General features: G+C 39.8%; 18 protein-coding genes and 1 pseudogene. 8 read left to right on the top strand and 11 right to left on the bottom strand.

The features are described from left to right. A partial coding sequence (locus tag ACJAZP_RS17825; RefSeq protein ID WP_415232096.1) for a transposase occupies positions 1 to 317 on the top strand: 317 nt, incomplete at its 5' end. Positions 318 to 1,081: 764 nt separating this feature from the next. Here ACJAZP_RS17825 and ACJAZP_RS17830 read toward each other — a convergent pair. Continuing rightward, entirely contained in the window at positions 1,082 to 2,158 is a 1,077-nt protein-coding gene (locus tag ACJAZP_RS17830) for a Fic family protein (protein ID WP_415232097.1), read from the bottom strand. A gap of 1,185 nt (positions 2,159 to 3,343) precedes the next feature. Between ACJAZP_RS17830 and ACJAZP_RS17835 the strand changes: the two genes are divergently transcribed. Continuing rightward, complete coding sequence (locus ACJAZP_RS17835; RefSeq protein WP_415232098.1) at positions 3,344 to 3,748, top strand: hypothetical protein; 405 nt, start codon at positions 3,344 to 3,346, stop codon at positions 3,746 to 3,748. A gap of 96 nt (positions 3,749 to 3,844) precedes the next feature. Then, positions 3,845 to 4,447: a thiol:disulfide interchange protein DsbA/DsbL gene (locus tag ACJAZP_RS17840; RefSeq protein WP_415232099.1), complete on the top strand. Its 603-nt coding sequence runs from the start codon at positions 3,845 to 3,847 to the stop codon at positions 4,445 to 4,447. Positions 4,448 to 4,840: 393 nt separating this feature from the next. Here the strand turns inward: ACJAZP_RS17840 and glpC are convergent, their stop codons facing one another. Together glpC and ACJAZP_RS17850 are read right to left on the bottom strand one after the other, a co-directional pair. After that, positions 4,841 to 6,049 carry an anaerobic glycerol-3-phosphate dehydrogenase subunit GlpC gene (gene glpC, locus ACJAZP_RS17845; protein WP_415232100.1) on the bottom strand — a complete coding sequence of 403 codons (1,209 nt, stop codon included), beginning with the start codon at positions 6,047 to 6,049 and terminating at the stop codon, positions 4,841 to 4,843. Then, a complete protein-coding gene (locus tag ACJAZP_RS17850; RefSeq protein ID WP_415232101.1) occupies positions 6,040 to 6,246 on the bottom strand; it encodes a hypothetical protein in 207 nt (68 codons plus the stop codon). The genes glpC and ACJAZP_RS17850 overlap by 10 nt, the downstream gene beginning before the upstream one ends. A gap of 218 nt (positions 6,247 to 6,464) precedes the next feature. On the opposite strand from ACJAZP_RS17850, the pseudogene ACJAZP_RS17855 reads away from it, so the two are divergent. The 3 genes and pseudogenes from ACJAZP_RS17855 to ACJAZP_RS17865 all read left to right on the top strand — a co-directional run. Beyond that, positions 6,465 to 7,186, top strand: a pseudogene (locus tag ACJAZP_RS17855) (FGGY-family carbohydrate kinase); the annotation flags it as partial. A gap of 218 nt (positions 7,187 to 7,404) precedes the next feature. Further along, complete coding sequence (locus tag ACJAZP_RS17860; protein WP_415232102.1) at positions 7,405 to 8,172, top strand: DeoR/GlpR family transcriptional regulator; 768 nt, start codon at positions 7,405 to 7,407, stop codon at positions 8,170 to 8,172. A gap of 909 nt (positions 8,173 to 9,081) precedes the next feature. Continuing rightward, the gene (locus tag ACJAZP_RS17865; protein WP_415232103.1) at positions 9,082 to 9,516 is read left to right on the top strand and encodes a transcriptional repressor; all 435 of its coding nucleotides are present in this window, start codon (positions 9,082 to 9,084) and stop codon (positions 9,514 to 9,516) included. Between the two features lie 503 nt (positions 9,517 to 10,019). Here the strand turns inward: ACJAZP_RS17865 and polA are convergent. The 6 genes from polA to trxA form a co-directional block, all read right to left on the bottom strand. Next, a complete protein-coding gene (gene polA, locus ACJAZP_RS17870) occupies positions 10,020 to 12,836 on the bottom strand; it encodes a DNA polymerase I (protein ID WP_415232104.1) in 2,817 nt (938 codons plus the stop codon). 446 nt (positions 12,837 to 13,282) lie between these two features. Beyond that, a complete protein-coding gene (locus ACJAZP_RS17875; RefSeq protein WP_415232105.1) occupies positions 13,283 to 14,392 on the bottom strand; it encodes a 1-acyl-sn-glycerol-3-phosphate acyltransferase in 1,110 nt (369 codons plus the stop codon). Between the two features lie 296 nt (positions 14,393 to 14,688). Continuing rightward, positions 14,689 to 15,384, bottom strand: coding sequence for an NAD(P)H-flavin reductase (gene fre, locus ACJAZP_RS17880; RefSeq protein WP_415232106.1), 696 nt, complete (start codon positions 15,382 to 15,384; stop codon positions 14,689 to 14,691). A 63-nt stretch (positions 15,385 to 15,447) separates the two neighbouring features. Beyond that, positions 15,448 to 16,917: a 4-hydroxy-3-polyprenylbenzoate decarboxylase gene (gene ubiD / locus ACJAZP_RS17885; RefSeq protein WP_415232107.1), complete on the bottom strand. Its 1,470-nt coding sequence runs from the start codon at positions 16,915 to 16,917 to the stop codon at positions 15,448 to 15,450. Positions 16,918 to 16,997: 80 nt separating this feature from the next. Then, entirely contained in the window at positions 16,998 to 18,266 is a 1,269-nt protein-coding gene (gene rho / locus ACJAZP_RS17890) for a transcription termination factor Rho (protein ID WP_415232108.1), read from the bottom strand. Positions 18,267 to 18,426: 160 nt separating this feature from the next. After that, on the bottom strand, positions 18,427 to 18,753 hold the full coding sequence (gene trxA, locus ACJAZP_RS17895) for a thioredoxin TrxA (protein WP_415232109.1): 327 nt from the start codon (positions 18,751 to 18,753) through the stop codon (positions 18,427 to 18,429). Positions 18,754 to 18,865: 112 nt separating this feature from the next. Here trxA and rhlB point away from each other — a divergent pair, with 112 nt between their 5' ends. Beyond that, entirely contained in the window at positions 18,866 to 20,122 is a 1,257-nt protein-coding gene (gene rhlB / locus ACJAZP_RS17900; RefSeq protein WP_415232110.1) for an ATP-dependent RNA helicase RhlB, read from the top strand. Position 20,123: 1 nt separating this feature from the next. After that, positions 20,124 to 21,056 carry a guanosine pentaphosphatase gene (locus ACJAZP_RS17905; protein ID WP_415232111.1) on the top strand — a complete coding sequence of 311 codons (933 nt, stop codon included), beginning with the start codon at positions 20,124 to 20,126 and terminating at the stop codon, positions 21,054 to 21,056. A gap of 180 nt (positions 21,057 to 21,236) precedes the next feature. Here the strand turns inward: ACJAZP_RS17905 and ACJAZP_RS17910 are convergent, their stop codons facing one another. Continuing rightward, positions 21,237 to 21,458 carry a transposase gene (locus tag ACJAZP_RS17910; protein WP_415232113.1) on the bottom strand — a complete coding sequence of 74 codons (222 nt, stop codon included), beginning with the start codon at positions 21,456 to 21,458 and terminating at the stop codon, positions 21,237 to 21,239. After that, positions 21,446 to 21,838 (bottom strand): transposase, encoded by a 393-nt coding sequence (locus tag ACJAZP_RS17915; RefSeq protein ID WP_415232112.1) that lies wholly within the window; start codon positions 21,836 to 21,838, stop codon positions 21,446 to 21,448. Before ACJAZP_RS17915 ends, ACJAZP_RS17910 begins: the two co-directional genes overlap by 13 nt. Positions 21,839 to 22,458: the final 620 nt, after the last annotated feature.

The raw sequence follows: 22,458 nt of genomic DNA on the forward strand, positions 1-22,458 counted from the left end.
GTGGGCGGGAGGCATCGGCTTTTATAGGGTTAACACCTAAACAGCATAGTTCAGGTGGTAAAGTATTTATGACCGGAATTGATCGTGCAGGTGGAATTAAAGAACTGAGATCGGCTTTATACCAAGGCGCACTGTCTTATATATGCCGATTGCCAGATGAAGCCAAAACGGCCAAACAAGCATGGTTGATAAAACTGGTTCAACGCGCGGGTATTAAACGATCCTGTATTGCTTTGGCTAACAAAACAGTTAGAACCGCCTGGGCAATGTTACGGTATGAGAATAAATATGAGCAACAGTTACTATTAGTAATATAGTAAACACGATAAAGAACAACAATAAGCAAAATTTTTACAATAATGATGAAGCATAAACGGTAAGACCAACCTGTTAAAAACCTGTCCAAAGCGAAAGTCATTAAGACTGTTAAGGCGAAGAGGATAACGGGTGCGCAAACATCATAGGCTAGAAAGTAGCTCTTTCATTAAAAGCCGTATATACGACCGCATCTTAATGTTTATGAAAAATCATATTGTAAAATACGTGGAGTCCATATACGCTTTGTGCCCCTTTGCGCCTCAGAAAGATAACTAGCTAAGGCCCCTAAAGCGAATTAGAGCAGATGAGGATTCAGGTTAATACTGAATAAGGATGTTTAAAAGCAAACGGGAAATAATCTGTTTAGCAATACTACGGATAAAAAATCCTACACCAATCCCCTATTTACCAAGGTTCCCGATCCTTTCGTGGCGTAAAGAAGCTAAATAATACCGAAATATCAAATTTAAAGAGAGTCATTACGGAGGCTAATATAGATTTGAAACGATGTGATCTTTGACAGAATATAAATAAGTTTTTTCAGTGTGGATACACTAGTGCCGTGTTCTTAATCCGGTACGTATTAATTCAATAAAAGGGGAAATTTGACATATTTACGCTCCTCACAATAGAGCTACCAATCGGTGGACTTAGTTGTATTTATTGCTCACCATCGTAAAGTTACACTGTAACTCATTTGATCTGTTACTTTAATTCCCCCTTCCCTGGTCAATTCCACAATAATTCCATACTTTTGTAAACTTCATCTGTTTCCAAGTAGGTTGAATAGATCACTATTAACGTAGAAGTGCTCGTTACCAATCGTTACTTTTGTTAACACGCCTAGTTCTTCTAATTGGTTTAAATGACGGCGGGCCGTATTGCGATGTAATTCAAAGGATTCGCTGAAAATATCAACCTTGGTATACGGATGTGTGAATAGATGTAGCACTAGCTCATAGCTATAAATCTTAGGTAACTTATTCCGAATTATTTGTTTATGATTATCCATAAGGTTTAGCAAAGCATTGACATTGTCCAACGTTTCGAGACTTGTGACGCGTATACCTTCAAGCATAAATAAGATCCAAGCTTCCCATTCATTGGTGTTACGAACTTGTTGCAATAGCTTATAGTACATGCCTTTGTTACGGTTAAGGTAGCTTGATAAGTACAGGATAGGGGCATCAAGTAATCCTTGTTTACTCAAGTATAAAATATTTAAGATGCGTCCAGTTCGTCCGTTACCGTCATAGAAGGGATGGATACTTTCAAATCGATGATGGATCAATGTCATCTTCACAAGATCGTCGTAATCAGAAAGAGTGTCATCGTTAATAAACGCCTCAAGATCGGCCATGAGTCTAACTACTTCATCGTGTGTTTGTGGCGGCGTGTAAACAACTTCTTGTGTGGCTTCATTTACGAGCGCTGTCCCTGCCTGCTTCCGAAAACCAGCATTATTTCCCTCGATATGTGCTTGTAGCTTTACGAGTGTATTGTTGGTCAATAGACCTGTGCGCTTAATGATGTTGTACCCATCGAGAAGTGCAGCTGCGTAACTGTGAACCTCTTTAGCTCCTGCCGTTGCGAATTCTTTCACTTTATAGTTACTTTGATAGAGGTCATCTTGTGTCGTGATTATATTCTCTATTGCAGAGCTTTCCTGTGCTTCCCGTAGTGACAAGGTAGCGAGTAATATTTGTGGGTTAGGAAGACTATTAGTCAAGCCTTCCAGCTTACCTAACGCATACTGTGCCTTCGCAGCTGCTTTTAATATGGCTTTACTTTCCAAGTCGCCGAGCTGTCCCAATGGCTTTAAACTATACGTGGCATTCATAATTATCCTTGTTTTTATCTGATATTAAAAGGGCAACAATATGCAGCACCAATTTTGGCTTTTTTTGGTGCGAGTAGCAAAGTACTGCACCACTTTTGGCATTTTTTGGTGCAAGTAGCAAGGTGCCGCACCAATTTTGGCGTTTTTTGGTGCAAGTAGCAAGGTACCGCACCAATTTTGGCGTTTTTTGGTGCGGGTAGCAAAGCAACACACCAATTTTGGCTACCAACCAGTGGCCATTTTCGTACTCATCAATAAAAAGTTACACTGTAACTATCCCTGTGTTTAAAAGTAAAACCTCTTTCAGTCAAATAATTATTTTATAGTCACAATCTGAGCTGTTTAATGAAAAAAAAGTCAATTATAAGAAGAACTTACTAAGACTTCTCAGGATTCGATTTTAAAGGCTATTTTTCTGGGGAATTCCGGTTATTTAACATAAGTGGCATTTCGCGCATTTTTTGAAGGCTACCTAATGGTGGCCTTTTTTGTATCTACCATATTTTGATACTGTTTTAGTACCATATAGGAAATGTAAATAAACTAGAATTAGGATGGTGAAGATCAGGAATGCAAATAATTAGAGGGGTAATAAAAGATAAAAAATAAGGATTGTGCGGTACGCCTTTTATCGAAAAAATAAAATGACAATGAATAAGGTTCGCCCATAGTACGCCTAGAGATACTGAACCCCATGTCTAACCTAAAAGTCCGTCCAATCGAGCATCGGGGCAATGGAGAAACGGTTGCTTGGGTAAACACTGGTATTATTTGGGTTTGTCATTGATTTTACTCGTTTCTCTATCTGTATATGTTGCGTTTAAAAGCAGCGGTGACTGCAAAAAATAAGGGGGTGATCATACACCGTGCGCTTAAGACTTTCAAAAAGAAAGAATTGCCCCGAAAATGGGCAAAAAACCTCAAAAACGGCGAGAGTTTGAGGTCAGTAAACATACAATATGAATGACTCTTAAGCTCAATAATCATTCAATTCAAAGGGGCTTAATGCTATCGGTACAAAATATTGTTCAATCGCCAGGTGAAAGCGTTTAATAGCTAAGTCGCTAGGTGAAAACGCTTTAATCTTTTTAGCAGATTCGATAGTATAAGTAATAATAGCTAAAAGCCTCCTTTGTTGGAGGCTTTTTAACTCTCATTTTCTGCCACTATTACAAGTGTGAATTAATGTCGTTTGTTCGTCGTAATGTATTTGTTTGTTATCTACTTTTAGTTGCCCTGCTAACATCTGTCTTTGCGGTGGGATCAGCGAATAAGATGACTAATGCCAATATGAGTAACGGTTCCATATTAACAATGACCGCACCCGTACTTGCTTGTGAATACTATGATAAATTAGAAATCAGACTAAAATGCCAGCAAGCTTGGAATGCGGTTATTAAAGCCATCAATATTAATGCAAATACGCTCCACCAATGCGAGCGCTTAATAAACGTGATTACGTTATTTCCAGCAACCGCAGTTGCAAAACTGCACAAAACACAGGCATTCTCTCTGGCATTAATGAGAGACGAGCCGATGGAAAACCCGCACTCATTCTCTGAAATATTGTACCGCCCTCCAATCGGATAACGTCTCCATTTCTAATTAATTCAATGTGCTCAGCTAATCAGGATCGAATCTCTGGTTGCTGAGATCGTAATAAAAATACTTTTAGAGACAATCATAATGAAAAAAAAATTCGCACTTATTATCACTCTGCTGCTTAGCTTTACAGCGCACGCAGCTCAGTTTACAGCAGGCCAACAATATCAGGTACTGGATACCCAAGCATCTTCTCAGCCTGAAATGACAGAATACTTTTCCTTCTACTGTCCCCATTGTTACAACTTTGAACCGCTTATCGGACAGGTAAAAGAGCGTCTTCCTGAAAATGTTAAATTTCAGAAAACTCACGTTTCATTTATGGGTGGCAAGATGGGTGTATCAATGGCAAAAGCTTATGCCACTATGGTGGTGCTAGAGGTCGAAGAAAAAATGATTCCTGTTATGTTTAGACAGATTCACGATCTTCGCAATGCACCTAAGAATGACAAAGAATTGCGCCAAATCTTTATCGATAACGGCGTTGAAGCAGCGAAATTTGATGCGGCTTTTAATGGTTTCGTGGTTGATTCTATGCAGAGACGCTTTGATATAGATTTCAAAAAGGCAAAATTAAGAGGTGTTCCAACAGTGGTTGTGAACAACAAGTACCGTCTTACTCCAGATGAAAGTATCAACTCTCAAGATAAGTATATGGAGTTGGTTAACTACCTACTGAAGAAATAATACTGCGTAACTGCGGTTTTTATACGCGGTCTTCAATCGTGATTGAAGGCCGCTTTCCAATTTCTGATTGGCATTGTCGATTTCATTTGAGCATCCATCTGCGCAAGATAGAACTCTTTTAAAAGCCATTCATCCGCTTGTTATTCATGGATCAAAAACCTGTTTTTTGGTTTTTATCCGTCACTACTTATCCTTCCAAATAAATAAGCAGTTACACCCTTTGTATGACAGCAGGTTTTAAGCGCGTTAGATCTTGAAGATCTAGCTATCAAGACTTAAGCCGATTACTTGAATATGGGTTACTTGGTTTAATGGATTCACCCACGTCAAAGAGTTATAGAGTAGAAAAACTAATGGATATTTGCTCTGTTTATTCAAGCGTCGCGATCATCACTACGCAGGTAAACACTGCGCGAATAAACTCACTGGATGAATAGTCTTGAGATCGGTATTCTCTTCAATTTGCCATTTACATGTTTCACAATCGGTAATAGCAAAATCAGCATTTGAGTTTTTTATTTGCTCAAATAAGTTTGAGCCAATCTTCATCGAAACACCGTAATTTTCTTTTTTAAAACCGTAGGTACCCGCTGAACCACAACATTCACTGTTAAGTACAATGACATTTAAACCGGGGATCGAACGTAATAATTCAATGGTGTAAATTGCTAAACCACTGCGCTCTAAATCACAGGGGGTATGGTAGACAATGGTTTTATTGACGGGTTTTAACTCGGGTAAATTACCGTTCATAAACTCGCGTAATAAAAATGAAGTAATAAACTCAAGCTTACTTGAAATCTCGCTGTTATCGACGTTCAGTACATGGGGGTCTTCTTGTTTCAAAGCCAGCGCACAGGTTGATGATGTGGATAGTATAGGAGTATTGAATTGCTCCACAGCCTCGGTCATGTATTTGGCATTAAACTGCGCATTCTTACGGGCTTTGTCATGAAAGCCATTGGCTATCAGCAGTACACCACAGCACTTTTCTTTCTTCAGTAACTTAACGCCGATATTCATGGCATTGAGTGCTTTAACTAAATCTTTACCCAGTTGAGGGTTATTGTAATTAACATAACAGCCATGGAAATAACTGATTTGACGCTCAAATTGAGCTTGGGCATCGGCTTGTTTTTTATACCAGTGTCTAAATGATCCAAAAGAATACTTAGGTAAGGATTTGTGCTTATCAATAGCCACGGTTTTATCCATGATGGTTTTGATAATGATTGAATCCGTAATTTTATTAACCAAAGGGGCAATGGGTGTTGATAATGATCCAAATAAATCGGTGTGACTTAAAATGTAATCACGCATTAATTTAGGATTTATTTTTTTCTTTTCAAACTTGCCACGTGCCACTGCGATAATATCGCCCACATTGACGTTAGAGGGGCAGGAGGTTTCACAGCGTTTACAATTGGTGCAAAGCTTCAATGCTTGATCATAATACTCTGGGCTTTTGAGCCTGAGTCGTTCACCATCGGGACCTGATTCTTTGGGTCCCGGGTAATTAGGGTTAGCTTTTGCAACAGGGCAGTACAGGGTGCAGATGGTGCACTTGATGCATTTTTCAAAACGTGTTGATACTAAATCCATAGTGCTTCTCCGTTATGCAAACTATCGCAGGTGATCTTTTTTGAATGGCTATTCTTGGTGATTGGTAAGAATTGATTAACAGCATGATAAGCAGTACTAATTGCCACACCACTGCCACTTCCTTCTGCGACGGGATCATAGCCACCTAAGTTGGAACCTGCACAAAATAGGTTATTGATCACTTTACCTTTAAGCATTGGATTGAGGGTTTGATTAGTCTTAAGACCTAGTAATCAAAAGGGTTGTGGGTTAGCTGAAAAAATCTGGATTGTACCGAGTACTGCGTTGCACAGGCTGTAATGGAGGTCTGTTGAAAATCCAGATCATCTTCTGTTAAAGTAATAAATAACCCGCTGGTTTCTTCAATACAATGGTTGGTGATCTGTTTGAGGATCTTGTTTTCTTGAATACACTCTCGGGCTGTTTCTTATTAATGCATACCGGTAAAGAAAAAGTAAACTCTAAAAATGGTCTGTTAACCACCTTAGCCTGCGGACCCCGGGAGGCGAAGCTGCATATGCGCTCGAAGGTCCGGTATTTATGGGGGGAGCTTCTATTCAGTGGCTGCGTGACGAAATGAAATTACTGGACGATGCTAAAGATTCTGAATATTTTGCAACTAAAGTTGATTCTTCCAACGGAGTCTATGTTGTTCCAGCGTTCTCCGGCTTAGGTACCCCTTATTGGAACCCCTATGCGCGAGGTACTATTTTTGGTTTAACCCGGGGTGTTAATGCCAATCATATCATTCGAGCAACATTAGAGAGCATTGCTTATCAGACCCGTGATGTGCTGGAGGCTATGCAGGCGGATTCCGGTGTTAAACTCGCCAGCCTACGTGTTGGCGGTGGCACAGTCACGAACAATTTTTTAATGCAGTTTCAAGCAGATCTATTAGATACACCGGTTGAACGCCCGGCTATTACCGAAGTAACCGCATTGGGTGTGGCTTATCTGGCGGGTTTAGCCATTGCTTACTGGGGGGATTTTAGCGAGCTGGAAAATAAAACCGTTATCGAACGTTTATTCACGCCAGATGGGGATCAAACTCAACGTCAGCTACGTTATAACGGCTGGAAGCGTGCACTAAAATGTACACAGATATGGGCTGAACTGCATCATCAAGAAAGTGAATAAAAGCGCTAAAGCTATTTAGGATTATATAAATGGAAAAGATAACTAATATTCACTTCGAGAGTGCTCGTATAAAAGCATGCTTATTTTTTTCAATTCGAAACTAATAAGTATCAGATCACTCTACAACCTTGTTCTTTCATTGCTATTCATTACCATCGCGGTAAACTTATTTCATTAAATCGAAGAAATTAAGATCACAGAGCCAGGAGCAGTGTTTCGTGAAGCAAACTACAAGACATCAGAAAATCATCGATCTCGTACAAAAGAATGGCTATGTCAGTACCGACGATCTTGTTGAACGCTTTAAAGTGAGCCCTCAAACTATTCGTCGTGATTTAAATGAACTGGCCGATGAAAATAAAATACGCCGCCATCATGGTGGCGCAACTACCCCGCTCAGCTCTATCAATACTGCTTATAATACCCGCAAAGCAATGCAGCTAAACGAAAAAGACAGCATTGCAGAAGCCCTAGTTAAATACATTCCTAACGGAGCAACACTGTTTATTGATATCGGAACGACGCCGGAGTCCGTTGCGCGAGAATTAGCAAAAACCCACAAAAATTTACAGATTGTGACTAACAATATCAATGTCGCCTTTATATTAATGGGTAACGAGGATTTTAAAGTTATCCTGGCCGGTGGTGAAGTACGTAATAAAGACGGCGGTATCGTCGGTGAAGCAACGTTGGATTTTATTAAACAGTTCCGCTTAGATTTTGGTATTTTGGGGATCAGCGGGATAGATTACGATGGTTCGTTATTAGATTTTGATTATCATGAAGTGCGGGTTAAAAAAGCCATTATAGAAAATAGCCGCAGCGTTTACTTAGCGGTTGACCATACTAAATTCGGGCGTAATGCGATGGTTAATCTTGGTAATATAGCGGAAATAGATATGCTCATCACCGACCAGCCGCCGCCGAAAGAAATTGCTGAATTATTAAAAGTGCACAGGATCCCCTTTGAAGTCGTGCCATACTAGGGTCTGTTGACCTTTGGAGTGCGAATTTTGTTCAATCTAAAAGTGTTCCGAGCAAGGCATGCATCGCATCGTTCACATAGTTATTTATGTGAACGACGCATAACGCAGCGCAGGACGCTTTTAGATGAACTTACGTTAAGGTTCAAAAAGAAATATCCCTTAAATTTTCTCTGGCCGGTTAATAACATACGGAAACAAAAACGCTGCAACTGCTTGTTTTTAAAATAATAAGCAGTTATCAATCAGAAAAAACGCAATAATAAAGCGATTTAAAGCCGTTTACCCATTGCTCGTCAGCACTGTCCATTTCGTCGGCGTATCCCTCCACTCTAGCGTCATGCCTCACAGTTAAATCTGAATACTTGATGATCTCGACATTCTTTCGGACATGGTAACTATCTTAATAGTGTTTTTTCAAACTCGCAGAGAGTCAAATGAGGATCCTGCCGAGCCTGACTGACTTGATGTCCGCAACCCGTATCGATAAATAATTGCTGCTCCTTTAAAAAAGATTTACTTAAGGGTGTATGACCGGAAACAAAAAAGTCACGTCCACCACTATTGCGGGAATAATAACGATGAGCGGATAAACTAACATTATCCCTCTCCTTACATTACCAGCAGATCTCCCTTTGTCATTATTGCGAGCAATGACAGTTCCTTTTATTTTAGCGCAAACTGGAACAAATAAATTCAATGATAAAGGCAGGAAAGGGAAGGATACAAAAAATAATGAGAATTAAGATCCTCAGTAGTAAGGGAATTGGAGAAGATAATTAAATAATGACACCTAAATAAAGTGACCGCTCAGAAACAAAAACAATTTTATCCAATCAACACAGAAATATTACCGATTATGTTAATATCAGGCATTATTCTAAATAAAATTTAATTATCGCGAGCATCTTTATGCAAGAAACTCTATTACAACGCGCTACCGATATCTGTGCACAAAAACACATCAGATTCACGCCAATACGCCAACAGGTATTTTTACTGATGGCTGAACAAAAAGGTGCGGTAAGTGCCTATGATTTGCTTGAACGATTAAAACTGCACGAAGCAAATGCTAAACCGCCTACTATCTATCGCGCTTTAGATTTTCTGTTAGAGAACCATTTTATTCATCGTATTGAATCCTTAAATGCCTATCTTATGTGTGCTCATTTTGGCTGCGAACACCCAATGCAGTTACTGATTTGCGATAAGTGCCGTAAAATAATCGGGTTAACAGATCCGGTGATAGATGACGCATTTTCAGAGCAAGCTAAACAATATGGTTTTCAAATAACCAATAAGGTATTGGAAGTTCACGGAGTCTGCGCTCAATGCCAGCACCCTTGAGCTACCATTCTCAATGCCTTGCCTCTCATACCCAACGCATTAAATCTCCAAGGCATTAAATTAAAAGTAAAAAAAAACCCCGCTACAAAAAATTGTAACGGGGAAAACTAAGGAAATAACTATGAATTAACCACTATGAAATAACTAATTCATAAGGTTAGTCAGCGCGATTTAAATTAAGTTCATAGGATTTTTAAGAAAGATCAATTCTCTCCTCAAAGTACACTATTTTTTATTCTCTCCCCTGCCCCGCATGACCGAACTTATGCCGTTGAGTTTTTTCAGTAAATTAACTAGCGGATCTGTTACATCATTTTTTAAAATTTACGCAAAAAAAAACGCCTTACAAAAAATTTGTAGGGCGTTTTAAAGTTTTCAACTAACTATACAATAACTATCTTAATAACTATCTTAATAACTAAGGAACAACTATGAAGTTACATACTTCAAATATTAGTCATCGGTAATTTCAAAAAGTTCATGACGCTATAAACAAATATTAGTTAATGTGCTTCGTCCCAATTATCTCCCACGCCCGCATCGGCAATCAGAGGCACATCTAAATCAGCGGCTTTAGCCATAATGGCTTGAATCTCTTTAGTATAAGATTCAACAAACTCTTCTTTAATACTAAAGACCAATTCATCGTGTACCTGCATTAACATCTGCACGCTGCCTGGTTTCTTTTCTGCTATCCAATCCGCCATGTCAATCATCGCTTTTTTAATGATATCTGCAGCAGTCCCCTGCATTGGCGCATTGATTGCGGCACGCTCCGCGGCCTTTTTAAGCATCCCATTACGAGATTTAATATTAGGCAGCTGCAGACGACGGCCTAATATCGTTTCCACATAACATTTTTCATGGGCTAAGCTGCGCGTGTCTTCCATATAGGTAAGCACCCCCGGATAACGATTAAAATATTTATCCATATATAACTGTGCTTCATGACGGCCAATATTGAGCTGTTTGGCGAGGCCAAAGGCACTCATGCCGTAAATAAGACCAAAGTTGATCGCTTTAGCGCTGCGCCTTTGCTCCGTGGTAACCTCATCTAAAGGCACAGAAAACACTTCTGAAGCAGTTGCTTTATGAATATCTTTGCCCGCTGAAAAGGCCGCTAACAAGCCTTTATCCTGGGAAAGATGGGCCATAATACGCAATTCAATTTGGCTGTAATCGGCAGCTACAATTTTATATCCCGGTTGGGCGATAAAAGCCTGACGAATACGTCGTCCTTCAGCACTGCGAATGGGAATATTTTGCAGGTTTGGATCGGTCGAAGATAAGCGTCCGGTGACGGTGACGGCTTGCTGGTATGAGGTATGAACACGGCCGGTTTTTTCATTCACCATTTTTGGCAGCTTATCGGTATAGGTCGATTTTAATTTACTTAAACCACGATGCTCAATAATTAATTTGGGCAGAGGATAAGTTAAAGCCAATTCTTGCAATACCTCTTCGGCTGTTGATGGCGCGCCTTTGGGAGTTTTCTTTAAAACCGGTAGCTCCAGCTCCTCATAAAGAATGGTCTGCAACTGTTTTGGCGAGCTCAGGTTAAAGGGTTTACCTGCCTCTTCATAGGCAAGCTCTTCAAGCTCTAATAAACGTTTGCCGATTTCAGCACTTTGTTTGCCCAATAAGTTGCTATCAATCTCAACACCACCGCGTTCAATGTCGGAAAGAACGGTTAATAAGGGTAATTCAATATCGTTAAAAACAGATAACAACTTAGGTTCAGCTGCTAATTGCTCAAATAAGTGCAGATGTAAACGCAGAGTAATATCAGCATCTTCAGCGGCATAGGGAGCAGCTTCGATAATACTGATTTGATTGAAGGGCAGCTGCTTTTTACCTTTCCCGGCGATCTCTTCAAATGAAATACATTGATGACCAAGATACTTAAGCGCCAGAGTATCCATGTTATGCCGTCCGGTGCTGTCAAGAACGTAGGACTCAAGCATAGTATCGAACTTGATACCTTTTAATTCTATACCGTGATTGAGCAAAACACTGCGGTCATATTTTATGTTTTGACCGACTTTTTTAAATTTGTCACTTTCTAACAAGGGTCTTAGTTTTTCTAAGGTGGCGGTTAAATCTAACTGCTTGGGCGCATCAATATAATCATGGGTCAGCGGTAAATAAGCCGCTTCGATAATCGCTTCCTCTTTACTGCCGGGATTGCTTTGCACAGCAAAAGAGAGGCCCACTATGCTGGCCTCCATATAATCCAGGCTGGTTGTTTCAGTATCAAAGGCAAATAACTCAGCCGCCTCTAATTTGGCAATCCACTGGGTTAACTGCCCCTGCGTATAAATCGTTTTGTAGCCGCTGCGATCAATTTTGAATCCCGAGGTTGTCTCTGAGTTAGCAGTAGCGGTGCTGGTCGAGCTAGTAGCGCTGGAAACAGCACCTTGATGGTTAACCATACTGCCAGTGTCTAACAGCGCAGATAACCAGCGTCTAAATTCCAACTTACCAAAGAGTTGAATCAACGCATCGGTGTCTTGGGCTTTAGGCTTAAAATCATCATAACTTTGCGATAATTCAACATCGGTTTTAATAGTCGCAAGTTGATAAGAAAGGCGCGCCATCGCTTCATTGTCGCTCATCTTTTTAGCCATGGTTTTACTGCCACGGAAGCCGAGAGCTGCTAATTTGTCGAGGTTTTGGTAAATATCATCCATGGAGCCGAGCCCCTGTAACATAGCCAGAGCGGTTTTTTCTCCGACACCTGGTACGCCGGGAATATTATCAACCTTGTCACCCATCAATCCAAGGTAATCGATAATCAATTCAGGTGGAATACCAAATTTTTCATTGACCCCTGGTACATCTAGTACGGTATTAGTCATAGTATTGATTAATAACGTATTCTCATCAACCAGTTGGGCCATGTCTTTATCACCGGTACTGATTAAGGTGCAAATACCCCGAGCACTTGCTTGTCTGGAGAGCGTACCAATAACATCATCGGCTTCAACACCCGGAACAGTTAATATAGGCAAGCCCATGGCTTTGATCACTGCATGTAAGGGATCAATTTGAATGCGTAAATCATCGGGCATACTGGGACGGTTAGATTTGTACTCGGTGTACATATCGTCACGGAAAGTTTTCCCCTTCGCGTCAAAAACCACCACCACATGACTGGGGTTAAATTGTTTTAATAAACTTTGCAGCATGTTAACCACACCATAAACCGCACCCGTTGCTTCGCCTGCGGAGTTGGTCAAATGCGGAGGCGAATAAAAAGCGCGATACAGATATGAAGAACCATCCACAAGGATAAAAGGATTTTCCGGAATAATTGCCATCGGATTGTTACCAATATATGAGAAAAATAGGTTCTGATTATACCGATCCGTTAGCGACTTGGAAGTGTGGGTAGCGGTTACACGAGAAGTAATCGCAAATACATCTGAGAAAGTTTTAATCTATGAGCATTTGAGTGATTAAAAAACCGGCCGATAAATTTTCATTGTTAATAAGTTTACCGCTATTTGTTCCGCGTCAGGTGGATTATTGTAGAGGAAACACTTAAATGCCTACCGGTGAATGTAAGTGCCTGTTCACTTTCTCTACAGCCTTAGCTGTGGATAACTCTGTTAATTGTTTTTAAGATAATTTAGACTGTAACAATTAATGTATTTTAATCATTAATTTTCAATATGTTATATATTAAGTGTGACAAAAAAATGCACATAAGGGATTTTCCGATATGTGCATAACAAAAATAATTTTTTAAATCAGGAATGTTCGATCACTTTATATGGTTATAAACCGGATTGGCGTACATTCTTAATACGATTTCTTGTAACTCCGGTTTAACCCCCTGTAAATGGGTATTAAAGAGCGCTTTGTCAGCCGCAGCAATAGAGGGTAAATCTTGCTTAGCCGCAATAAAATTAGAAGCGTGTAAATGATAATTTGAATAAATCTGACGATCAATTTCCTGTGCAACCGTCTCTGCATCGCTAAATTCACCTTTTAGCGGCTGTCCGAAAGCCACATGAACCCGCCCTTTTTGGCCGGTAATACCGCGAACAATACTTTCTATATCTTCAAATTGTGATTTTTTATACTCACCAAACTCTGCCTTGTCATAAAGTTCCTGCGCCTTTTGCTGATCACAGGGGTCAAATTCATAGGAAACAGCAACAGGCACAATATTCAGTTTATTAATGTAATCAGAGAAACTTGTTTTTTGTTTTTTACCGTTGACGTAAAACATTTTAATAATAGCCGGCTCAGTTTTATCAAAACCATCCTTTGCCCGCCCTTCTCTTTGCGCAATCCAGATATTACTTTCGCCCTGTAAAGAACTGAAAATATAATCCGATAAATGGGTCAGTGATTTCATTATTTCACGCATACCCGAGACAGAGCGCTGCACAATAAAACTTTTGTTCATGCGCATCAAATCGGCAACATAGGGTTTACTTAAGAGATTATCTCCAATAGCAATACGCACGGTTTTAAACTTTTCTGAATATAAAGCCCAATTGACAAAAGCAGGATCCATTGCAATATCTCTATGATTTGAAACAAAAAGGTAATTTTTTGCAGGATCAAGCTTATCAAGACCGGAATAGGTAAAGCTGGTTGTCGTCGATGCAATCATGTGTTCCATATAACCGCCAACCACTTCTTGCATCTCATCAATGCTGTTAATACCGCCCCATTTATATAAAAAATAACGGCGCAGTAGCGGTTTTAATAAAAAGCCCGTAAATTTAGCAATTTTAGAAAAACGGAAACAGATAATGGCATTGATAAATTCATCGTTACTGATAATGCGTTCAATGGCAGGTTGGATTTCATCATCGTTATAAGGACGGATATCACTAAATTTATCTACTGCGTTGGGCATTTTCATACTCTCTATAAAATATATCGGCGCATTTTACCTTCTTTTAAAGGCTTCAGCGAATTTAATTAAATATGAGTAGGGTTTAATGCTGATGACAATGCGATATATCAAAAAAATCATATCGCTCATACTAAAAGATATGCGTAAATTACTTGAAGATACAGATTCAGAGACCTACTCGGACGATGACTAAAAGAAAAACAGACTGCTAATGCACATTCTTTTTTCTGATAGCCAATCCATACATTTATCCTTGTTAAAATGGCTTGGCCATAACAAGAGGGTGAAAGGGTAAATTAAAGAAAGGCAAATGCATCGCCATAGATATGTTCCAGCAAGGCGCCTTGTTTGACAAAATCTTCCCGAGCAATTTTTGCCATTTCAAATCGTCCAACAACATAAATATCAAAAGCGCTTAGATCTTTAAACTCATTTAAAACAGCTTGATGTACATACCCCTGATGCCCCTGCCACTGTGCTTCAGGTAGCTCAATCACAGGATGAAAGTGGATGTTTTTATGATCGTTCGCCCAACCACAAGCCTCGTCTGCAAAATAAAAGTGTGAGTATTCTTTTACCCCCCAGTAGAGATAAACCGGATTTGTTAATTGCAGATTGACAATTTGCTCGAGCAGAGATTTTACATATGAAAAACCCGTTCCCCCCGCTACCAAAATGATGGGCCGCTTCGAGCTTTCTCGTAAATAAGCAACACCATTGCCAATTTCAGCATCAACCCGACCTTCATCCTGCATCTTTTCAATAACCTGCATAGCATAACTATTTTCTGGTGTTGCCCCTATATGCAATTCAATCTGATTTCCTGTCGGCGCGTTCGCTATTGAAAAATGACGTTTATCATTTTCCCCCATCACAATTGAAATATATTGCCCGGCCTTAAAAGAAACCGGCTCAATGGGTTGCAAAAATACGCGATATAAAAAAGCATTTAACTTTTTGATGGAAGTGATATTACAAGTAACAGGGTGCATTAATTTCTCTTTATAGAATAGGTTCCAGAAAAACAGGAATGTAACAAAAGAATAACATTTAGATTATGACAGGATATCTAAATCTTTCCAAAGATCATCTATTTTTTCTTTTACTTCTTTATCCATCTCAATAGGCACACCCCATTCCCGGTCCGACTCTCCAGGCCATTTATTGGTTGCATCCATGCCCATTTTTGAGCCTAAGCCCGAAACAGGAGAAGCAAAGTCTAAATAATCAATGGGTGTATTATCTATCATAGTGGTATCTCGCGTGGGATCCATGCGGGTGGTAATGGCCCAAATAACATCATTCCAATCACGCACATTAACATCATCATCACAAACAATAATAAACTTGGTGTACATAAATTGGCGCAAGAAAGACCAAATACCTAACATCACTCTTTTAGCATGACCCGGATAACTTTTTTTAATGGAAACAACCGCCATACGGTATGAACACCCCTCAGGTGGAAGATAAAAATCCACAATTTCGGGAAACTGTTTTTGCAGAATAGGAACAAAAACTTCATTAAGCGCAACACCTAAAATGGAAGGTTCATCGGGTGGACGCCCGGTATAAGTGCTCAGGTAAATAGGATTTTCGCGATGCGTCACATGGGTCACTGTCATGACCTGGAAATCGTCAACCTCGTTATAATAGCCAGTATGATCACCATAAGGGCCCTCTGGCGCCTCCTCTCCCGGCTGCAGATAACCTTCTAATATTATTTCGGCGGTGGCGGGAATATCCAGATCATTGCTTAAGCTTTTTGCCACTTTAGTGCGCGAGCCACGTAATAAGCCCGCAAACGCATATTCTGACAAGGTATCAGGGATTGGAGTTACCGCCCCTAAAATCGTTGCCGGATCAGCGCCCAGCGCAACAGAAACAGGAAAAGGTTTACCCGGATTAACTTCTTGCCACTCGCGAAAGTCAAGCGCACCACCCCGATGAGATAACCAGCGCATGATTATCTTATTTTTTCCTAACAACTGCTGGCGATAAATGCCTAGATTTTGACGTTTTTTATAGGGACCTCGGGTGATGGTTAATCCCCAGGTAATCAAAGGTGCAACATCTCCCGGCCAACAGGTCATAATAGGCAGCTTGGTTAAATCAACCTGATCACCTTCCATCACCACCTGTTGGCAAGCAGGTGAGCGTACTTTTTTGGTCGGCATATTTAACACTTGCTTAAATATTGGCAGTTTTTCCCATAACGATTTAATGCCTTTGGGTGGCTCAGGCTCTTTTAAATAAGCCAACCACTTACCGACTTCCTTTAAAGCGGCAACATCATCCTGACCCATCGCCAATGCCACGCGCTGAGTTGTACCAAATAAGTTAGTCAGAACAGGGGTATCAAAACCTTTCGGGTTTTCAAATAAAAGAGCGGGTCCACCGGCGCGTAAAGTACGATCTGATATTTCCGTCATTTCCAGATGAGGATCTATCTCTTGTTTGATACGTTTTAAAAGTCCCAGTTCTTCTAATTGCCCGATAAAGTCACGTAAATCATCAAATTTCATAAGGGATCCAATTTATTATGGAAAAAAAAAGAAAAAAAACGCTACTTAAAAGTAGCGTTTTTTTAAACAATAAAAGCCGATTATTTTGCTTTTTGATTTTTCATCGCATCAAAGAAATCATCATTTGTTTTGCTTAACCCGAGCTTGTCAATCAAGAACTCAGTGGCACCAACTTCGCCCATAGGATGAACAATTTTACGCAGAATCCACATTCTTTGTAGTTCATCTGATTTGGTAAGCAGTTCTTCACGACGAGTACCTGAACGAGTGATATCAATAGCAGGGTAAACGCGTTTTTCAGCCAGTTTACGGTTTAGATGAATTTCAGAGTTACCGGTACCTTTAAACTCTTCATAAATAACTTCATCCATTTTAGAACCCGTATCGATCAGCGCGGTTGCAAGAATGGTTAGACTGCCACCTTCTTCAACATTACGAGCCGCACCAAAGAAACGTTTAGGACGTTGCAGAGCGTTAGCATCAACACCACCTGTCAGTACTTTACCTGAACTTGGTACAACCGTATTATAAGCACGTGCCAAACGAGTGATGGAATCAAGTAGAATAACCACATCTTTCTTATGCTCAACCAGACGTTTTGCTTTTTCAATAACCATTTCAGCTACTTGAACGTGACGACTTGCCGGCTCATCAAAGGTTGATGCAACCACCTCGCCTCTCACTAAGCGGCTCATTTCGGTTACTTCTTCCGGACGCTCATCGATTAATAATACAATTAATACGGCTTCCGGGTAATTAATACTGATACTTTGAGCAATATTTTGCAGTAACATGGTTTTACCCGCTTTCGGCGGTGCAACGATCAAACCACGTTGTCCTTTACCAATTGGCGAGACTAAATCCAAAATACGTGCGGTGATATCTTCAGTACTACCACTACCATTTTCTAAACGAAAACGCTCATCAGGATGAATTGGCGTTAAGTTTTCGAAAAGAATTTTATTGCGGGAATTTTCTGGTTTATTGAAATTAACTTCAATAATTTTCAATAATGCAAAATAACGTTCACCATCTTTAGGCGGACGTATTTTACCATCAACACTATCACCGGTCCGAAGATTGAAACGACGAATTTGACTTGGCGAGATGTAAATATCATCAGGGCCAGCGAGATAGGAGCTTTCGGAGCTTCGTAAAAAACCAAAACCATCTTGCAGTATTTCAAGCACACCAGCGCCAAAAATATCTTCTCCACTTTTAGCGTGAGCTTTAAGAATTGCAAATATAATGTCTTGTTTTCTTAAACGAGCTAAATTTTCTAGCCCCATTGATTCCCCAAGCGTAACAAGCTTAGAAACAGGTGTATCTTTTAGTTCGGTTAAATTCATAAGTTTTTTAGGTATGCAGCTTAGAAGTGAGTGAGTGTTAAATGATTGATGTCAAGAATAGATTTGTTTGTATTTTGAGCTCAAGGGTAGCACTTAAATATCAGAGAGTCCAGATTGAACATGCTGCAAATCACAACTTGTTCAATCTGTATTCAATTTATTAGATATTAGCATCCAAAAATTCAATAAGTTGGGTTTTAGAAAGGGCACCTACTTTAGTTGCAGCAACTTTCCCGTCTTTAAATAACAACAGGGTTGGAATGCCACGAATACCAAATTTAGGCGGAGTATCACTGTTTTGGTCAATATTTAATTTACCAATAGTAACTTTACCTGCGTATTCAGTCGCAACTTCCCTAAGGATAGGCGCTATCATTTTACAAGGTCCACACCACTCAGCCCAAAAATCAACTAAAACAGGACCTTCGGCATTAACTACATCGTCTTCAAAACTTGCATCACTTAACGTTACGATATTATCGCTCATTTTTATCTCCAGAAAAGAATTACTAATCGTTAATTACTATTATATAAATTAATTTTTAATATTTGAATCGAACTCAATACTTATTGTAAGTATAAACTGCTATCATTTGCAAATGAATAAAACACATCTAACTCAAACAAAATTTGCAGACCTTCCTTTAGAGAAAAGTCTAATTTCAGGTTTAACGTCGCAAGGTTATGAATATTGTACTCCTATTCAGGCTTTGTCATTGCCGATCACCCTTACCGGGAAAGATATAGCAGGACAAGCTCAAACAGGAACAGGTAAAACACTTGCGTTTTTACCTGCGGTATTTCATCACCTATTAACCAATGCACAACCTGAAAATCGCCGCAAGAACCAACCTCGGGCTATTATTTTAGCGCCGACACGTGAGCTTGCAATCCAAATACACAAAGATGCAATGATCCTTGCTGACATGTCAAACATAAGCTTAGGTTTAGCATATGGGGGCGAAAAAGTTGAAATTCAACATACTAAGCTCACAAAAGGCGTTGATATTTTAATTGGTACCACGGGCCGTACGATCGACTTTGTTAAACAAGGCGTTATCGATCTCGGTTCTATCCAAAGTGTTGTCCTTGATGAGGCAGATCGTATGTTTGATCTTGGCTTTATTAAAGATATCCGTTATCTGTTCAGACGCATGCCAGAGGCCAAAACACGTCTTAACATGTTATTTTCAGCCACCCTGTCTCATAAAGTTCAAGAACTTGCTTTTGAGCATATGAATGATCCCGAGCGTATCCAGATTGAACCGGAACTAATGACATCTGCGAATATAACGGAAGAACTGTTTTATCCTTCAAATAAAGATAAAATGCTACTTTTATTAAGCTTAATAGAAGACGACTGGCCTGATAAAGCGATTGTTTTTGCCAATACCAAACATACCTGTGAAAAAGTATGGGGTTATTTAGCGGGTGATGGTTTACGAGCCGGCTTATTAACCGGTGACGTGCCTCAAAATAAACGTATTAAAATTTTACAGCAGTTCACTGACGGTGAAATTGATATGTTAATTGCAACCGATGTAGCAGCCCGTGGTTTACATATCCCTAAAGTATCACATGTTTTTAATTTCGATCTGCCCGATGATTGTGAAGATTATGTACATCGAATTGGTCGTACCGGACGCGCTGGTGAAAAAGGTTTAGCTATCAGCTTCGCCTGTGAAAAGTATGTATTTAATCTTCCGGCAATTGAGGAATATATTAAACATTCTATTGCTGTTAGTGAATATGATAAAAAGGCACTGCTGGACTCTTTACCGGTCATGAAGGTAACGAAGTACAAAGCACACTCTAATAGCCGTAAAGATAATTACCACCGTACTCATAAGCGATAGAATGACCAAAAGCCGCTATACCATCATTGATCTTGGATCAAACAGCTTTCATATGCTGACCGTTGAAAAGACCAATAATGGTTTTAGTGTCTATTCTAAATCAAAGCAGAAAGTACGCCTTGCTGCCGGCTTAGATGAACAATATAACATCAATCAAGAAACCATCCAGAAAGGTCTGAATTGTCTGGCCGACTTTAAAAATGAGCTGAGTATTTTACAGCCGGTTAAAGTCCTTATTACCGCCACGGCTGCATTACGCCTGGCGAACAATAAAGACGTTTTTATAAATCAGGCAGAAAAAATATTGCAGCACCCGATTAACTTAATATCCGGTCTGGAAGAAGCGCGGATAATTTATAAGGGTGTTGCATATACTGAAAACACTTCACTCCCGCTGCTGGTGATTGATATAGGAGGCGCAAGCACCGAATTAATAATAGGCGAGGGTTCGACAGTAAAAATTGCTCACAGTTTGAATATGGGCTGTGTTACCTGGTTAAAAAGATATTTCCCCGATCATCAGCTCAATGAAGAAAATTTCAGAAATGCCATTGAAAATGCAAAAATTATAATACAGCCACAGGTACAACAATATTTAGATCAAGGCTGGTCGCTTACTATGGGCGCCTCGGGCACCATTCAAGCGGTTCAGGAAATAAACAAAAAACAGAAATTAAGCGCTGAAATCAACCTGCAGCTTTTATATCAGATCAAAGCATTGTGCCTAAAATCCGGAACGATTGAAAATTTACATATTGATGGTTTAAACTCATCCAGAAAACCAGTATTTGCCAGTGGACTTTCAATACTGATTGCACTCTTTGAAATATTAGCTATCCCGTTTGTACAGTGTTCAAAAGGAGCCTTACGTGAGGGATTAATTAGCATTTTATTCTCAAACAGCTCAGAGACTACTCTATCCATAGAGCATTAGGGCCAACAACATCGTTGAATTTTAAGTACCCCATTACGATAGGAAATTATTCTGAATAATCAGTTTTTTATCACACTACAAACGTATCAGCACTCTGTATGCAGTAACGCAACGATAAACACTGTAACTTCACCCCCTCTACAGCAACTAATAACATTGCGCATGCTCATACGGCCTTATTTAACCACGACATATGACTGATATCTTTAACCCGTTTTTAATAGAACGGAAGTCATTCCAGGCATCTGAAATACTATCAACGATATTTTCATATTCACTAAAGCATCGGTTGACTAAATGGTGTTGCCTTAGCCAACTCCATACTTGTTCTATTAGATTTAATTGTAGAGAGTAAGACGGTAATTTTATGGTACTTAAATTATCGAACGCTAATCCATTAATTCAATATGCCAACTTGCACCATCCATTATCACTACAGCATGCCGTCCTTTCTCGGTTGCATCTGATATTAGTTTAAGGTGCTCTAGCATTATTTTTTTAGACAGATTTTGGGGGTTCAATGATTCTGTCTTACCATTAGTTGCGCATATCGCACCATAAATATGTGCATATTCAAATTGCTGTTGTTTAGTTGCATCAGGGCGAGTGGCTTTTGGTGCCCACATTCTTGTTGTTGTATTTTGCTGCACTATACACGCTTCATCTTGAAACCAAATATCAACCCTATCCGTTGGTAGGTGGCCAGGGATCTTTGTGATCGTTTTAATCTTTATTTTTTTTAAATCCGCGACTTTTTCTTCATCATATATTGGATGCGACACACACAGTTCGGCATGCGCTTGTTGTAATGGATTGTGCGAACTGACACTTAAATAAGACGGCTATTAAATTTAATAATCTATCCATTATGCTCCTTCTCCCTTATTCGCCAGAGCTTAATCCTATTGAATAAGTATGGGCTTGGTTGCGAGAAAATGACTTAGCAAACTTCGCATTCAAAAATCATGAAAATATAGTTGATCAAGTGAGTCGAGGTTGGAATAATTTTAGGCATTAATTTGACCATGTAAAATCACTTTGCCAAAGAGATTGGGCCAACCTGATCACAAATTAAATTCTTTTGGTGTTATACAGGGCACGCAGTGCTTAGCCCGTTCGTGACACTCAGCTGCCGCTGAACAACAGGGGTCACAGACTTCCCCCGCTCGTAAACCAGTGCTTCCGCACTACTCGCCCTCGACTATCACATGAAAGGAATGCTACTGCGTGGCTACTTTTTATAATTCCCATTTTCGAGTAGTCATCGCATCAAGTGCTTAAACGAAAAAATCCCTGCTGACGTAGTCAACAGGGATTATTCGTTTATTAGGCGCTTGGCGATGACCTACTCTCACATGGGGAGACCCCACACTACCATCGGCGCAATTGCGTTTCACTGCTG

The sequence above is a fragment of the Psychromonas sp. genome (assembly GCF_047632955.1).
Lineage (GTDB): Bacteria > Pseudomonadota > Gammaproteobacteria > Enterobacterales > Psychromonadaceae > Psychromonas.

What these genes read in the sequence shown, in the direction of transcription:
- rho (WP_415232108.1), bottom strand. Translation starts at nt 18,266, where the DNA reads ATGAATTTAACCGAACTAAAAGATACACCTGTTTCTAAGCTTGTTACG.
- glpC (WP_415232100.1), bottom strand. Translation starts at nt 6,049, where the DNA reads ATGGATTTAGTATCAACACGTTTTGAAAAATGCATCAAGTGCACCATC.
- ACJAZP_RS17905 (WP_415232111.1), top strand. Translation starts at nt 20,124, where the DNA reads ATGACCAAAAGCCGCTATACCATCATTGATCTTGGATCAAACAGCTTT.
- fre (WP_415232106.1), bottom strand. Translation starts at nt 15,384, where the DNA reads ATGCACCCTGTTACTTGTAATATCACTTCCATCAAAAAGTTAAATGCT.
- rhlB (WP_415232110.1), top strand. Translation starts at nt 18,866, where the DNA reads ATGAATAAAACACATCTAACTCAAACAAAATTTGCAGACCTTCCTTTA.
- trxA (WP_415232109.1), bottom strand. Translation starts at nt 18,753, where the DNA reads ATGAGCGATAATATCGTAACGTTAAGTGATGCAAGTTTTGAAGACGAT.
- ACJAZP_RS17835 (WP_415232098.1), top strand. Translation starts at nt 3,344, where the DNA reads ATGTCGTTTGTTCGTCGTAATGTATTTGTTTGTTATCTACTTTTAGTT.
- ACJAZP_RS17865 (WP_415232103.1), top strand. Translation starts at nt 9,082, where the DNA reads ATGCAAGAAACTCTATTACAACGCGCTACCGATATCTGTGCACAAAAA.
- ACJAZP_RS17875 (WP_415232105.1), bottom strand. Translation starts at nt 14,392, where the DNA reads ATGCCCAACGCAGTAGATAAATTTAGTGATATCCGTCCTTATAACGAT.
- polA (WP_415232104.1), bottom strand. Translation starts at nt 12,836, where the DNA reads ATGGCAATTATTCCGGAAAATCCTTTTATCCTTGTGGATGGTTCTTCA.
- ACJAZP_RS17840 (WP_415232099.1), top strand. Translation starts at nt 3,845, where the DNA reads ATGAAAAAAAAATTCGCACTTATTATCACTCTGCTGCTTAGCTTTACA.
- ACJAZP_RS17850 (WP_415232101.1), bottom strand. Translation starts at nt 6,246, where the DNA reads ATGCTTAAAGGTAAAGTGATCAATAACCTATTTTGTGCAGGTTCCAAC.
- ACJAZP_RS17830 (WP_415232097.1), bottom strand. Translation starts at nt 2,158, where the DNA reads ATGAATGCCACGTATAGTTTAAAGCCATTGGGACAGCTCGGCGACTTG.
- ubiD (WP_415232107.1), bottom strand. Translation starts at nt 16,917, where the DNA reads ATGAAATTTGATGATTTACGTGACTTTATCGGGCAATTAGAAGAACTG.